Here is a 14,881-nt window from a genome sequence, read left to right on the forward strand (position 1 = left end):
TGGCGCCGCAAGGCCCCGGTGGAGTCGCTCATGCCGCTGCGGCTGGCCCGTTACGGCGTCCCGCTGGCGGAGACCGCCCCGGCGGGTCTGGCGGCCGCGGGCATAGAGCCGCCGATCCTCGTCACTGTCGAGCGGGTCTCCTCCTCTGTCCAGCCTGAAAGCGCCGCGCTCGAGGCCACACCACACGAGCAGCCGGAGCCGGCGGGACTGGAGAGCCTCGAGGTCCGACCGGCGCAGGCTCCGGCAGGAGTACCCGAGCCGCCTGGTGAGTTGCCGGAATCCGCTGAGAAGGACGCCAAGCGGTTTGCTGAGGCCTACCAGGCGTTCATCACGCGGTTCCAGGCCGAGCCGACTGCCTCGCAGTGGGCCCTCTGGCTCCGCGACGTGTACGGCATCTCCACCGGGGCCGGCGAACCGCTCTCTGAAGGGCAACTGCAGCCCCTGCTCCGAGTTCTGCAGAACCGCTACGCGCTTTCCACCGTGGGAAACACCGACCTGGAAGAGCCGCAGACGACCGACCAGTCCTGGTACGACTACTTCTACAGCGCCTGGCGCAGCTACGCGGATGAGCGCGGCATCCATCCCGACGCTGCTGCCCTCGCGGCATACGTGTACGAGCGGGACACCATCACGGGCGACGGCGGTAACCCTCTCGCGGGCGAGGACCTGGCGGACTTCGTCGCGACTTTCCAGGAACGAGAGTTCGGCGAGACCGAGTTCCCTTCTGAGGACGCCGCCGATCCGTTCGAGCGTGAAGCCCACGAACCTCTTCCGGAGACGAGCGGCTCACAGTCGGCGCCCGTTGGCAGTTCAGCACAGGCGGCGAAGGAGCCGCGTGGTCCCCAGGTCGATGCTCCGGTCGATGAAACGTCGCACCCCTCGAACGGGAGAGGCGGACTCACCACTCCTGACCGGTACTACCTTGCATGGATGGAGTACCAAGAGCAGAAGGGGAGCGAGCCCAGCGACAAGGAACTCTCGGCCTACTGCGCAGACAAGGGACTGCTCGGCCGCGGCAACAAACCCGTCAGTCCGGCCAACTTGCGGCGCCACTTCCTGCGATGGCGTGTCTACAAGGTCTGGGCCGAGCAGCGGGCGCACACCGAAGCCCCTGCACACTCGGACCTTGCGCAAGCCTGCGCAGACCGGGGGATCACCGGCCAGCACAACAAGCCCATCACCCCCGACTTCATCGCCGAAGAGGCTGTGGACTTTGAGCGCCGGTGGCAAGCGCTCAGCCGCCATCACGTCGATACGCAGCCGTAGATCCCCGTCCCACCCTGCGTATCAGCTTCCCTTTCAGGTTGCGCATTCAGCGAAACCCCTGACCAGAGCATGAATGCGCAGCGCTAGCGGTCACCGCGCAGCTCTGCGTGCGGCGTGGCGTTGCGCAGCCACCACCCCGGAGGCTATCTAGTCTTCTGAGTCAGGAATCCTGTGTAAATAACCGGCGAGGCGTTCGAGGATCTCGTCTGCGGTCTCGGTCCAGACGTAGGGCTTGGGGTCGGTGTTCCATGCGGCGATCCAGGTGCGGATGTCCCTCTCAAGGGCCTGGACGCTCTTGTGGGCCCCTCGGCGTATCTGTTTGTTCGTCAGTTCTGCAAACCACCTCTCCACGAGGTTGAGCCAGGACGAGCCGGTAGGCGTGAAGTGCAGCTGGAAACGAGGGTGGGCGACCAGTCAGGTCTTGACGGCCGGAGTCTTGTGGGTGGCATAGTTGTCGAGGATCAGGCGCACCTGCAGATCTGCCGGGATCTCCTGGTCCAACTTGATCAGGAACTTCTTGAACTCCTCGGCCCGGTGGCGGCGGTGCAGGGATCCGATGACTTTCCCGGTGGCGACCCCGAGTGCCGCAAACAGGGTGGTGGTGCCGGCGCGGATGTAGTCGTAGGTGACCCGCTGAGGAACCCCTGGCATCATCGGCAGCACCGGCTGAGAGCGGTCCAGAGCCTGGATCTGCGTCTTCTCGTCCATACAGAACACCAACGCCCGCTCGGGCGGGTCCAGATACAGACCCACGACATCGTGCACCTTGTCGACGAAGTACGAGTCCGTCGACAGCTTGAAGGTTTCCGAGCGGTGGGGCTGCAGACCAAAGGCACGCCAGATCCGCGACACGGTCGACTGGGAGAGGCCCAGCTCTCTCGCCATCGCTCTCGTCGACCAGTGCGTGGCATTCCTCGGCGTCGACTCCAGCGTCCACTTCACCAATGCGGCAACCTGCTCGTCGCTCACCGAACGGGGGCCGCCGGATCTGGGCAGGTCACCCAGACCGGCAATGCGATGCTCGTTGAAACGCGCCCGCCACCGGCCCACCGACTGCCCCGTCATGCCCACCAGGGCACCGACATCCTTGTTCGACATGCCGTCCGCACAGGCCAGGATGATCCGGCACCGCACCGCCCACGACTGAGGAGTCGAACGACGCCACACCCACCCCTCAAGCGCCGCCCGCTCATCCACCGACAGCACCAACTCGGCCTTCGGCCGCCCCGTACGAGCCATACCGCAAGCCTACATATATGGAAGGAACTGCTGACTCAGAAGACTAGGTCACGCCGTGGGTGCGGGGGGAAGGACGCAGGAAGCTGGTCGGGCTTGCCCTGCTCGGCCCAGCGGGGGGCACTTGTGGATGGACCAGCGGTGAAGGGCTGGCCGGGCTTGCGCGGGCGGGTGGTGGCCGTCTGGATGACGAAGTCCTCATCGTCAGTGCTGAGCAGGCGGTGCCGGCCTCCCGCCCACTGAGGGTCCAGGCAGGCCAGATCGATCTCGTTCTACTTGTGGATCACGTCACGGACGGTGTCCTCATCGGCCTGTGCCGACTGGGCACTAACCGGCACCCAGTTCCCGCCTGCCGAGGGCAGCAACAGCCTTGCCTGCTAAGCACGATGGCCGCGCCCTCGCGGCTACAAAGCCCGCGAAGCCGTTGGGGGGTCCGTGGTCGCGTATACCTGTTGGGCGCAGCGACTGGAGCGATTCAATCCGGCCGTTTTGGGCTGCTGCTGGCAACGGCGACGGCCAGGTCTGGCTCTCAGTCGCTTCAGTCGCTTTGGCTCCGAGCGCAAAGGTCTCGCTGCGTAGAGCGAGAAGGTCAATGAATCCTTCGTTGCACGTGAGCGGGGGGGAGAGAGCAGGGCTCGGACCGTGGCTGCGCCGACGTTTCGTGAGCGAAGTCCTTTTTGCCTGCACCTCTTTGATCGCAGGTGCGAGGCCGCGCCGCGGGCAGCCGCCTGCCAGGGGCGGAGAGCTGTGGGCTGCCCAGTACGGGCAGCCCACAGATGCTGACCAGCGCGGGAGAAGGAGGATCAGGGTTCGGGCTTCTTTCAGACCCTGTGTTCAGTCCCTGGGCAAAGTTGCAGGTCACAAGCCTAGAGAGGTCCTGTCAGGGACTGAAGGGACTCGAACTTGGAATTATGCGTGAGTTCTGTAGGTGTGTACGCGCGGGCGCATCCATTAGGTACAGGTGTAAAAGCTGACCCATAATAAGAACTTTCAGTCCCTTGAGTCCCTCAGGGGTGGGGAAGCCACGCTCTGACCTGGGACAATGTGCAGGGACTGAGTCGAGGGACCGAGCGGTGTGACCGCGATCCCAGTCCCGGTTCTCCAAGACGTGGATCGCGCGCGCCTGAAGTGTGGTTACGATCCCTTTGGACCCTCACATAAAGGGCATTTGTGCCATTGCTTCAGTGGACTTGCCTCCATGCAGAGACTCAAGGGACTGTAGGGACCCGGAAGCTGATAGACCGCCACGCGGGGGAGCTGCTCACTTCCCCCGCCTCCGGGTCCTAGACTCTCTTCGGAAACACAGTCCCTACAGTCCCTCCGGTCCCTGGTGCAGCGAGCTGGACCAAGCTGAGGAGGCCGTCAGGGACTGAAGGAAGCAGACCTCGGCAGAAGGAACAGACTCGTGTCCGGCCCCGGTGTGAAGCGAGCGCCCGCAGCAACTGCGCGGCCAGCGACTTCCCATGCCGTAGCCCGGTGGTGCGCTGACCAAGGATGGCCGGTCCATCCGCTCGCGGCGGGTCGCAAGACGCCCGCCGCGAACTGCCAGGCCTGCAGAGACCATCACCACGCACCGGCCGATTGCTCCTGCCTCCCCGCTGGCCGGCCGTGCCACGGTTTCCACGCTGCGACCACTGACCTGGCGCGGATCGATAGCTGGTGGTCCGGCGACGCGTCCTGGGGCGTTGGCGTCGCTTGCGGGAAGGCCGACTTGGTCGTCATCGACATCGACGCTCACCCCGCACCGGTCCCTGACCGTAACCGGCTGCTTCCCGGCATTCCCATTCATGACTCCGTAAACCTTCAGGGCCTGGCGTCCGGTTTCGACACGCTCGCGCTCCTCGCGGCGCTGCGTCGGCAGCCCACCCCGGCTGAAGACGACAGCACCCTGCGCGTGCGTACTCCGTCCGGCGGTCTCCACGTCTGGTACCGCAACCCTCATCCGGCCGTACGGTTCCGCTGCTCGACCGGATCCAGCGCCAAGGTCGCCCTGGCCTGGCAGGTCGACGTACGGGCCGAGGGCGGCTACATCGTTGCCCCCACCACCCGAACCACCCAGGGTACTTATCTGGCCGAGGGCACCGCCCGTCTACCCGCCCCACTGCCCGAATGGCTTGGGGAGGAACTTGTGAGGACCGGCCACATGATCCAGCGCCCGGTGGCCCGTCCCCGGCCGGCGGTCCCTCGCAGACGCCGCCACGTTGCTCCTCCCGGCGGGCAGCGCGTCCTTGACCCATTGCTCATGGACGTGGCCGAGTGCGCGGCCACGCCTGAAGGTGCCTCCTTCACGGAAAAGCTCAACAAGGCCGCCTACACCGCCGGAGGACTCGCAGCGGCCGGGCACCTCGACGAACAGACCGCGCGTACCCTGCTGCTTGAAGCAGCCGTTGCTGCCCGCCCCTGGCAGAGCACCCGCAACGAACGCATCATCGACGACGCTCTCGCTGCCGGATCCGCACGTCCGCTCCATCTCGAAGGACGCTCATGAGCAGCGCCGAATCACCGCGCTTCGACGCCAGCGCCGCCGCTCAGCAGATGTTGGACCTCGAACATCCAGTCCCCCCTCCGGCAGCGCTCCCCGCCCAGGCCAACACCTCCCCGGTGGCTGCGCCGTCGTGGGCGCAGCCGGCCCCCCTGCCCGGGACACTCACCGACCGGGGCAACGCCAAGCTCTTCGTGAAGCTCTTCCGCGATCAGTTCCGCCATGTAGAAGGCCTGGGCTGGTTCTCCTGGGACGGCTACCGCTGGAAGCGCACCGGCGGCGAGAAGGCAGCCCTGTGGGCCGCGGGCGAAATGGCCGAGGACATGCCTGACACCGACCCGCGCGGCTTGTTCAGCGACCGCGAGCTCCACCTGCACAAGAAGCGCACCCTGTCGACGACCGGGATGAAAGCTCTTCTCACCCAGGCGAAAGCCTCCCCGGACCTCTCCGTGGACCCTGACACTCTCGACGGGGACCCTTACGCGCTGTGCACCCCGGCCGGCGTCGTCGACCTGAACTCCGGGCTGCTGCGCAAGCCCGACCCCACCTGCGACTTCCACTCCCGTGCTACAAGCGTGGCACCGCAGGCGATCGAGACGCCGCGATGGCACCGCTTTCTGCATGACACCTTCGGCGACGACGCCGAAGGCCAGGAAATGATCAACTTTCTGCACCTGCTGCTGGGCTACTCCATCACCGGTGACGTCGGCGCCCAGGTCCTGCCCTTCCTGCACGGCCACGGCAAGAACGGCAAGAGCGTCCTGCTTGACACCATGATCCAGATCTTGGGTGACTACGCGGACGCCGCACCACCCGGATTCCTCATGGACCGAGGGGCGTTCTCGGAGCATTCCACCGAACTCACAGAGCTCCACGGGCGCCGGCTGATCGTCTGCAGCGAACTCAAGCCCAACGACAAATTCGACGAAGCCCGCGTCCGGCTTCTGACCGGCGGAGACAAGATCAAGGCCCGGCGTATGCGGCAGGACTACTTCTCCTTCACACCCACCCACCACCTGTGGCTGCTCGGCAACCACCGCCCCGAAGTCTCCACCGGAGGCTTCGCCTTCTGGCGCCGCATCCGCTTGCTTCCCTTCGAGCGCACCGTCCCCGACCACCGCAAGATCGACAACCTGGCCTTTGAACTCGTCCGTGACGAAGGCCCCGGCATCTTGCAGTGGCTCATCGAAGGGGCCCGCCGCTACCTCGCCACCCGCGACAACCTCGAAGGTCCCGACCGCGTCCGCATCGCCACCACCGCCTACGCGAACACCGAAGACCACATCGGCCGCTTCCTCACCGAATGCTGCACCCGTGACCTTGACGTCCAACCCGACCTGCGCGTCGAGCAAGGCCTGCTGTACACCGCCTACGCCTCCTGGTGCAGCGTCGGCGAAGGCATCCGCCCTGCCGGTGCCCGCGCCTTCGCCACTCGCGTCCGGCAGGAAGTCGGCCTCGCCTCACCCGCCGACATGATCAAATCGAACGGCCGTAAGTACTACCCCGGCCTCGCTCTGCTGGACACACCGTGATGAACCAACTCCTGCACTGGCGCAGCGCACAGACGCCCCTGCACACTCCCGCCCGCCGGGCCTACCATGAACCTGCGGGGCCGGGCTCGCCAGGAAAGAGCACACCGCACCACGAGACGGTCCACCATCCGGCCCGGCACACAGAGGAGGGGCAGCAGCCATGAGCTCGCTACTGACCGAGGGCGATCTCACCCACGAAGCACACGTGGTGTGGCTAGAAGACCCCGACAACCTCGATTACGTCCGCCAAGCTCTCGACAAGACCCCTCGTCGGCGCAACAAACCCCGCTACGCCCGTGACGGCCGCATGGTCGGCTACGCCGAACTCGACGACCACGCCGAAGCCGACCCCGACAGCGGCCTTTACCGGCGCCGCGTCTTCTTCCTCCTCCCGCACGACCGCGACACCCAGCCCGAAGGCCTCTATCAAGAGGGTGCTCCCGGCGAAGCTGTCGATCCCCGCACGATCGACGTCAGGAAGGTTGGGGAGAAGACACCCCGTTCACAACAGGGCCCCGCCGCCATAACCGGTACCCGCACTTGACGCGGCTCTCGATGACCGGCGCGTCGTTCCTCTCCTTGCTTGTGCTTCCGATGGTCAAGTGAAGTACTGCGCAATGGTGGTCCAGGAAGGGTGCCCCGCTTCCTGCGGGGAGAGGCAGGTGCAAGGCCTGTTCCGTGCTCCATGACAAGCCCCGTCCCGGGTACCCGGGTGGGGGGTTGCTGAGCTTGTGGACCACGAATCCCAGCCGGCTCCAAGATGGGGATCACTCGAGGAGAAGCTGCGGACGAGCCTTTACGCTAATGGGAGTCCGCAGGTCATCGACCCAAGAGCGCTTCCCGTGCAGCGCGGGACCAGATTGCTTGCTGTCTGGTGCTGAAGCCCATGCGGTTCCAGTGGAAGATGACGTGCCGGGCCAGGACACTTCTGAGCCCAAGGCCTAAGCGGTTGGCCTCAGAAGCAGCCTTCAGGCTCCTGCCGCCTTGTTCCATGCCGTCGGCCCAGTCCGTCAGGGGTGCGAGCGGACCGTTGGCGAGCGCAGAGGCACGGTCAAAGGACACAAGTGCGCGCATCGTGTCCGCCATGGCGCTGACCTTGTTGGGGGGAACGTCAGCGGGCAGCTCTCGCTTGGTCTCGACCTGGCCCCACACGTCTCCCTGTTCACTCCACTCCAGCCCGGCAGCGCGGAGAAGGAGCGTGAGTACGCAGAGAGACGTGACTTTGGCGTCAAGGAGTTCTCTTGACTGCTCTGCGGAGAGTTGGTCGTAGGTGAGCACGCCGACGCTGTCGATGTAGAAGATCTGCTCGGTGATCGCCATGGCTTCCAGGCCTCCGAAGGCGATGATTTCCGGCTCGTACAAGGAAGCCCGCCACTCCTTGATGGCCCCCCGGGAGAGCGCTGAGTCGAGAGCCTGCGCCATCTGTTCGACGGCTGTCTCCAGAGAGCCGTCCGAGCGCGGCCGCACGCGCAGTCTCCAGTACGGGTACTTCCGGACGAACCACCAGGAGCCGACAGATGTGCTCTGCAAGGTGGGCAGAAGGTTGGCGCGGAACGTGGCGGCGGCAGAGGGGTAGTCGGCAAACGAGACGCGTGCCTGGTACCAGCCTGTAGGCGGCGGTCCGAGTGCGGCCCGGCCGGCGGCACGGTAGCGTTCGATCGCTTCGGCCAGATGGAGAGGCGATGTCGGGACCTGGCGGGCGGCTTCGTCGAGCGGGGTACCGCCAAGGACGGCCAGGACGGCATCCTCGCCAGGGCTCGAGTTGTACTGCGACATGGGGCTGACTCCTAGATCAGCAGCAAGCAGGCGTCCCAGTTGGTGGCGGCCATGGCGCCGGGTTCGGCGTTCATGAAGGCGAGTGTGGCCCCGGTTGTGCCTTTGAGGAAGTCGGGCTGTTCCGGTGCGGGGGCTGAGAGGAAGCGTGCGGGCGCGAGCTGGAGCCAGTCGTGGAACGGCTTGGGCTCTTCCGCGTCCTCGGCGACGCGTTGGACGGTACGGATCAGGCCGCCGACGCCGTGGCACAGGCCGCGGCTGCTGAGCTGGTCGAGCTGTTGGCGGTCAGCCAGGCAGTACAGCAGGGCACGCTCGGCCATGCGTTTGCGGTATCCGTCGTTGAGGGAGATGCCGGCGAGCTGCTGCGCGCGGGCGATGCCCGGAGTGCCGTAGCACCACGATGGCGCGGCTGCATGGGTGGGGGCTTGGCCGGTCATGCTGACCCATCGGGGCCAGCGGGTTCCGTGGTGGTCGCTCTGTCGGATGCCGTCCAGCCAGCGCAGAATCCGGGCCATCGCACGGTCGCCACCGTCCACCGTGATGCCGCGGCGCTTGGCCAGCGCCAGGAGAGCGAGGGGGCCCGTGATGCCGTGGGCGAGGCCGGCGTTGGCGTGCCCGCCGGGGGTGGCTGCTTCGATGCCGGCGGGGGCATGGCCGACCCACCAACCGGGCAGCGGCCGTCCTGCGGGACCCGCCACCGGCTCCGTGAGCCGGACCAGATACTCCAGGACGTGCTGCAGCTCTCGGCCGTGGGGTTGGCGGAGCAGCAGGAGAGCGCCGATGCCCGTCAGGCCCCGGAAGAGGTCGTACTCGGCGAAGGCGGTGTGCCGTCCTTGGTCGATGCGTGCGTGTGCTGCCGCAAGGCGGCGGCGGGTGTGGGCCGCGACGATGTTGTCCAGGGTGTGAAGGGCTTCGCCGTACCGGTTGCTGTGGGCGGCAGCCATGTGCAGGACGTAGGCCATCGCGGGGGCTCCGAGGAACAGGTTGGCGTCATCTCCGTCGATGAGGGGGCCCGCGGTGGCGAGCTTGCGGTGCACGTCCTGGAATGTAGTGAGTCCGGCGGTGGCCCGCTCTACGTCGAGGAGGGCGGTGCCCAGTGGTCCGTGTGCGAGGGACTGTCGAGTGGCAAGGCTCGTGTCAGGCGGGGCGGCGGTCACCGCGCGGCTCCTTTCGCGCGGGTGGTCCAGGACAGTGCGGCGGTGCGTGCCAGGCGGCGGCAGATGGCTTCGGCGCTCGGGTCGATGCCTGCGGCACGGTTGTGGTGCATGTGGAGCAGGGATGCCAGCACGCTGGCGGGCTCGTGTCCGGCCTGTTCAAGGGCCTGCCGGTAGGCGCACAGATGCTTACGGCGCAGTGTCCACATGTCGGCCACGTGGTTGCCTCGCGGAATGTCCCGGAGTGCGCTGGCTGCGTTGTCCGGGACAGTGCTGAGGCGCACGGCCAGGGCCTGGATATCGCGTGGGGCGGTATCGCCGTCGTTCTTCGGGAAGTTGTCCGTCAGCCACATCCAGCCTGCTGCTGGTGATGCGAGGAAGCCGGTGGCGATGTCGACCATGCTGGCCGCGGTGAGGGCGGGCTGGTCGCTGTCGGCGATGGGCAGGACGAGTTGCGCGAGGGCTGCGGCGGAGTCTGCGGTGAAGTACCGCTCGGCGGCTTCCAGGACAGTGCCTGATCCGTAGCGGCCGGTCTCCGGGGCGTCGGTGTCCCACTGCACGCGGTGGATCAGGCCCTCGCTGCGCAGCTCGGATGCCCATGTTGCAACGTGCATGGCTGCTTCGCCGAAGGCGTCGGCCGTTGGCAGATTGAGGCGGAGACGCACGTGGCTGTCGGGGTCTGCGTAGCGGGTGAACCAGACGTCCGGGGTTTTGGTTCCGAGGGCGATCAGCAGTCGCGGCAGGTGATGGGTCAGCACTTCTGAGGCGCGGTCCGTGTTGCCGTAGACCTTCAGGTACGCCGACGGGGAGGCGCCGGGTAGCCGTGCGGTGGCCCGGTTGTGGAGGGCGGTCGGAGGGTAGCCGGGGTGGGCGGGGGGCTGGGTGGAGGCGAACGCCATGGTCACTTCATGGGCGCGGCCGATCCACCCGAAGAGGCTGTCGGTGGGTGCTTCGTGCAGGACGGCTGTGCCGTGGCGCTTGACTTCGGTGCGCAGCAGGTACTGGTGGGCGGGCACGTCGAGGTCCAGGCGTAAACGTCGGTCGTCGGTGCCGACGGAGACGGTGCGCGGCACCCCGTAGAGGATCCGCCAGTTCATCAGCGACGTCGTCCAGTTGGGGCCGTCGCTGAGGTCGCGGCCGCGCAGCCGCCAGCGGGCGGGGGACAGGACGGTGCGGCCGATGCGGATCTCGGGCAGAAACGGGAGGCGGGATGCGGCGCCCCATGCGAAAGGGAGGAGGGCGGCGCTGTGGGAGCGGTGGAGTTCGCACACGAAGCGGATCAGCGGATGGGTGGCGTTGCTCAGTTCTACCGCGTTCATCACCGCCGGTTCGAGGAGTCGGCCCGTCGAGGGTGTCGTCAGGTAGAGGCGGGTGGAGTCGGCGAAGACGCCCAGGTCGTCTAGATCGAGGGTGGCGGCCGGGTTGTGCTCGCTGACGGGCAGCAGGGAGGGGACGACGGCCGGCGCGCGGGCGACGTTGCCCGTCGGGATCTTCAACGGCGGCCCAGAGACCTGCGCTCGTTCGGCGCCTTCGGTCAGCGTGGGTAACGCGGCGTAGATGGCGGTGACTCGGGTCCGGTCGGCCGGTTCGAGGGTGGTGAGGAACCGGCCGGCGGTCGTGCCGGCCGCGAGGGACAGCCCCACCACGGACAGGTGGAAGCGTCCCTCGTCCAGTTCCTTGCAGGTCTCGGCGAGCACGGTGAAGCACAGTTCGACATGCGCGGGCACCTGGGATGGCTTGCCTGCGCAGAGCGCCTCGAGGTCGCCCTCGGTCAGGTCGACTGCCAGTTGGTGGTTTTGTGATGCCTTTTGGGCGAGCGTCAGAAGGTGCTCGTCGCGCGGGCTGGTGGCCAGGATCGGGCGCTTGAGGACGGTGCCCCGGTAGCCGGCGGGGAAGCCCAGACCGGTGTCGGGGTCGGTGAGGTCGCGCAGCGGCACGATGGTGCCCATGCTGTAGCGCTCCAGGAACCGTGTGCGGTAGTCCGACCAGGCCGACGTGCCGTGAGGGAAGGGCGTGATGCGGGCGATGGCCTGCAAGGCGGCCTCCGCCTCTCGGGCGACGCTGTCGGGGAGGACGACGTCGCAGTCCGGCCGCAGATTCACGGCGAGGCTGCGCCCGGCGACGCCGCTCAGCTCGGTCATGGCTGCGCTCGCTTGCGTTCGTAGGACCTGCTGCTCTGCGGGGGCTGCGTGGTCGTGTCGGCCCAGAACCCGGTGGAGCCGGCGCAGTGCTGGAAAGGTGGTCGGCAGCAGCGGAGCGGCGCCGGTGCGCTCAAGCTGTGAGAGCAGGTGGCCGAGGCCGTCGCTGCTCGTCATCGGGGCGTGCAGGCTGCTCAGAAGCACCCGATGCTTGACCAGGTCGCCCACCATGGCTGTGATCGTCTTGAGGGCTGTGTCCGGGTACTCGGCGTGGAGTTTGTTCACGATGTCCCAGACGGCGATGGGGGATTGTGCAAGGGACAGCGCCTTCTCCGCGGCCCGGGTACGGCGCATGGTGGTCTCGGCGGGGCCCTGCGGGCCTGGTCGATGCTTGATGGTGATCCGGGTTCCTCGCACCACGCACGTGGGATCGGCGATGACCCGAAGGTGCCGCAGTACGTTGGGGTCGCGTTCCAGGCCGACGATGAGATCGTGGAGCCACGATGCGTCGACGCTGGCGAAGGCCCGGTGTTCTGTGCCGAAGCGGACGCGTGTGGCGGGGCCGAGGCGCAGGGGGGCGGGCCCGGCGAAGAGACCGAACGGAGTGGCGCGGTACTGCATGCGCAGCAGGTAGCGCATCAGCGCGGTCACGGTGCGGACGTGTCGGGGGCGGCGGGCGGTGCCGGCGAGAACTCTGCTGATGCCGTCGGCGAGGGCGGGTGCGGCGAGTTCAATGGCGGCGGCGCGGGCATCGTCCGTCCACACGGTCTCGATCCATGCCCGGGAGCGGTTGGGGGCGATACGGCCGTCGGGTGACATGGCGGGCCAGGAGGACGCTGGGTCCGGCAGCGGGAACACAGATGCTCTGATCATGCCTGCGTCCACGGCGTGGTACATGGTTGTGCCTCCTTCGGGGTGGTGGTGCGCGGGGGTGGGACCGAGCCGTCGGCTGGGTCCCACCCCCGGGCGAGCGGCGTCAGCCGCCGATGCAGGTGCTGTTGGAGCAGGCGGACTGGCAGGACGAGCCGCAGCCGTCACCGGTGTCGTTCAGCAGTGCGCCGGGGACGGCTGCGGAGGTGACGGTCTCGATCTTGAGGTCGAAGTCCGACTCGGCCTCGGCCGTGAAGTCGGTCGCGGCCTTCAGGGTGGTGGTGCCGTTGTGCGGTGCCATCTCGTACTCCTCCAGGGAAGGGGGTGGATGTGCTCTGCCAACCTGGTCGCGACGCTGGCGGCGTCACGGCCAGGAGATCGTGATCCGCGAGTGCGGCCGGTCGATGACGCGGCCCTCGGGGAGTTGGTCGTCCGGCGTGCCGGCCGGGTAGACCTCGATGTGCGCGCGGTCGCCGCGGTGGACGCGGTTCCACGTCTGCATCTCTTGGACCAGCTGCTCGGCGACGTCCTGGGCGCGCGGCCCGTGGCCGATCGCGCCGAGTTCGAACCGGTCCGGGTCGTCGGTGCGCCGCACGGTGCGGTAGGCGAAGCTGTCGCCGTCCACGAGGGTGGGGATGCCCAGGGGGGAGGCGGAGGCGACGAGGCCGCGCTGACGGGCGGCGGGCTGTGCGGCCATGGGGGGCAGGTTGTCCAGCGCGGTCATCAGCCACAGGTCCAGGTGCTCGTTGGACTCGTCACCGGCGAGCATCACACCGGACCACACCTCCCGACGGGGTGTGGCCAGCGCTTTCGCCAGGGCTTTGGTGTCCGGCTCGGGGTGCCCGTCCAGGCGCAGGCCGATCTCCTCACCCTCCAGGTCGTGGATGAGGGCCACCCGCATGCGGTTCTCGCCGGCACCCTGCATCGGGACGAAGCCGCACAGCTCGAAGCCGTCGCTGACTAGCCGGTGGTCGTTGCGGACGAAGGCGATGGTGCGGGTCATGCCCCGCATGCGCAGCGGGACGACGAGCCGGCCGCCCTGGGCGAGCTGGTGCACCCAGGAGGAAGGGATGTCGGCGGCCTGCACGGTGACGACGATGCGGTCGAAGGGCTGGAAGTCGGTCACGGTGCCCGTGCCGTCGGCGGTGATGACGGTGACGTTGCGGTAGCCGGTCTCCTTGACGAAGTCCTTGGCGCGCTGGGCGACTTCGGGGTCGATGTCGACGGTGACGACGTGGCCGCGCTCCCCGACCATTTCGGCGAGGTAGGCGGCGTTCACCCCGCCGGAACCGATCTCCAGGACCTTCATCCCGGGCTGGATGTCGGCCTGCTCAATCTGCATGGCGTGGATGCGAGCAGCCGACACCGAGCTGATGTCTACGCCGGATTCGTCGGTCTTGGTGATCAGGGCGGACTCGGCGTCGTAGCTTTTGGCCATCTCGACGTCGGGCGCGGCGAGGTGGCGGGGGACTGTGCGGAAGGCGGCCACGGCGCGCGGGTCGCGGACGGCTCCCTTCTCGATGAGCTGCCGCACCATCTTGTCGCGCAGCTCCTGTTCGGAGGCGGGGGCAGTCTGGGAGCCGTTGGTGGCCTTGGCATGGACGTTATTCACGTGCGGTCTCTCCTTTGCGGCGCGCGTGCGCCGAGGGGCAATGGGCCGGTGGTCCTGTCGCAGGTCGGCGGTGCGGGCGAAGCACCCTCTTGGCCGGGGGAAGCAGCGTGATGCCTTGGGCTCTCGACCCGGTGCTGCAAGACGGTGTCCGCGGCTGGAGCAGTGCTGGGAGTGGCCCTCGTTCCCTGGGCCACCGTCCGGTCCGGGGAACGAGGGGGCTGGAGGGGTGCTGCGCGGGGAAAGAGGAAGGCGGGATGGTCGGGCCGCACCGTCGTCGTCCTTGGTCTACGTCGCTGGAATTTCTCGGTGGTGGCGCGCGGCGCGAGGGCAGTCGAGACACGCTCAGGGGGCGCGTCGAGCCGATAGTCCCGCGCCGGGCCGGGGGTCCCGTCGCTCGGTCAGAGGGCGCCGAGCGGGGGGCTTCAGAGGTCGGCAGGCTCCGTTGCGAAACGGTGTATCCAGCCGGCGGGTGCCCCGGCATCGTCGCGGGTGGGGACGAGGTCGGGGCGGTGCCAGACCTGGTTGAAGGCGTCGAGGCCGTGCGTGGTGATGATCTCCTCAATGCTGTCGACGGCCCGGGTGAAGTACTCCAGCGTCTCGGCGCGTTGGGAGCCTTCGGCAAGATTTCTGTAGCGGTGAGTGGCGTGCGGGCTGATGTCCTTCAGCGACACCGGGGCGCCAAGGAGTTTCGTCGTGATCTGCCGGTCGGCCCAGTAGGCGTGCCCTTCCACGAGGAAGGCGTAGTCGCGGTCGGCTGTGCCCCGCAGTTCCGGGTAGTAGCTGTCCTGTAGCCGCCACATCGCACCGTTGTCCGTGGC

9 protein-coding genes and 2 pseudogenes are annotated in these 14,881 nt (G+C 67.6%); 4 read left to right on the forward strand and 7 right to left on the reverse strand.

Annotated features, from left to right (window positions below):
• Positions 1-1,266: pseudogene (locus ABT070_RS45245) on the forward strand (hypothetical protein); the annotation flags it as partial.
• Positions 1,267-1,413: 147 nt separating this feature from the next.
• Here ABT070_RS45245 and ABT070_RS45250 read toward each other — a convergent pair.
• Positions 1,414-2,505, reverse strand: a pseudogene (locus ABT070_RS45250) (IS630 family transposase).
• Positions 2,506-3,922: 1,417 nt separating this feature from the next.
• Here ABT070_RS45250 and ABT070_RS45260 point away from each other — a divergent pair.
• From ABT070_RS45260 to ABT070_RS45270, 3 genes are all read left to right on the forward strand, one after another.
• Positions 3,923-4,990 (forward strand): bifunctional DNA primase/polymerase, encoded by a 1,068-nt coding sequence (locus ABT070_RS45260; protein WP_351769124.1) that lies wholly within the window; start codon positions 3,923-3,925, stop codon positions 4,988-4,990.
• Positions 4,987-6,516 (forward strand): DNA primase family protein, encoded by a 1,530-nt coding sequence (locus ABT070_RS45265; protein ID WP_351769109.1) that lies wholly within the window; start codon positions 4,987-4,989, stop codon positions 6,514-6,516. Before ABT070_RS45260 ends, ABT070_RS45265 begins: the two co-directional genes overlap by 4 nt.
• A gap of 160 nt (positions 6,517-6,676) precedes the next feature.
• The gene (locus ABT070_RS45270; RefSeq protein ID WP_351769111.1) at positions 6,677-7,060 is read left to right on the forward strand and encodes a DUF6009 family protein; all 384 of its coding nucleotides are present in this window, start codon (positions 6,677-6,679) and stop codon (positions 7,058-7,060) included.
• Positions 7,061-7,335: 275 nt separating this feature from the next.
• On the opposite strand, the gene ABT070_RS45275 is transcribed toward ABT070_RS45270, so the two are convergent.
• From ABT070_RS45275 to ABT070_RS45300, 6 genes are all read right to left on the reverse strand, one after another.
• On the reverse strand, positions 7,336-8,292 hold the full coding sequence (locus tag ABT070_RS45275; protein ID WP_351769113.1) for a thiopeptide-type bacteriocin biosynthesis protein: 957 nt from the start codon (positions 8,290-8,292) through the stop codon (positions 7,336-7,338).
• 11 nt (positions 8,293-8,303) lie between these two features.
• Positions 8,304-9,446: a lanthionine synthetase C family protein gene (locus tag ABT070_RS45280; RefSeq protein ID WP_351769115.1), complete on the reverse strand. Its 1,143-nt coding sequence runs from the start codon at positions 9,444-9,446 to the stop codon at positions 8,304-8,306.
• Positions 9,443-12,478, reverse strand: a complete 3,036-nt coding sequence (locus ABT070_RS45285) for a lantibiotic dehydratase (protein ID WP_351769117.1) — start codon at positions 12,476-12,478, stop codon at positions 9,443-9,445. Before ABT070_RS45285 ends, ABT070_RS45280 begins: the two co-directional genes overlap by 4 nt.
• Before the next feature lie 79 nt (positions 12,479-12,557).
• Positions 12,558-12,752, reverse strand: a complete 195-nt coding sequence (locus tag ABT070_RS45290; protein WP_351769118.1) for an FxLD family lanthipeptide — start codon at positions 12,750-12,752, stop codon at positions 12,558-12,560.
• Positions 12,753-12,815: 63 nt separating this feature from the next.
• Positions 12,816-14,063 carry a methyltransferase, FxLD system gene (gene fxlM, locus ABT070_RS45295; RefSeq protein ID WP_351769120.1) on the reverse strand — a complete coding sequence of 416 codons (1,248 nt, stop codon included), beginning with the start codon at positions 14,061-14,063 and terminating at the stop codon, positions 12,816-12,818.
• Positions 14,064-14,485: 422 nt separating this feature from the next.
• A partial coding sequence (locus tag ABT070_RS45300; protein WP_351769122.1) for a zinc-dependent metalloprotease occupies positions 14,486-14,881 on the reverse strand: 396 nt, incomplete at its 5' end.

Origin of the sequence: Streptomyces sp. NPDC002884 (assembly GCF_040295245.1) — a bacterium.
Classification (GTDB): Bacteria; Actinomycetota; Actinomycetes; order Streptomycetales; family Streptomycetaceae; genus Streptomyces.

Excerpts from the sequence above, each read along its gene's own strand:
- ABT070_RS45265 (WP_351769109.1), top strand. The coding sequence starts at position 4,987 with ATGAGCAGCGCCGAATCACCGCGCTTCGACGCCAGCGCCGCCGCTCAG.
- ABT070_RS45290 (WP_351769118.1), bottom strand. The coding sequence starts at position 12,752 with ATGGCACCGCACAACGGCACCACCACCCTGAAGGCCGCGACCGACTTC.
- ABT070_RS45270 (WP_351769111.1), top strand. The coding sequence starts at position 6,677 with ATGAGCTCGCTACTGACCGAGGGCGATCTCACCCACGAAGCACACGTG.
- ABT070_RS45285 (WP_351769117.1), bottom strand. The coding sequence starts at position 12,478 with ATGTACCACGCCGTGGACGCAGGCATGATCAGAGCATCTGTGTTCCCG.
- ABT070_RS45275 (WP_351769113.1), bottom strand. The coding sequence starts at position 8,292 with ATGTCGCAGTACAACTCGAGCCCTGGCGAGGATGCCGTCCTGGCCGTC.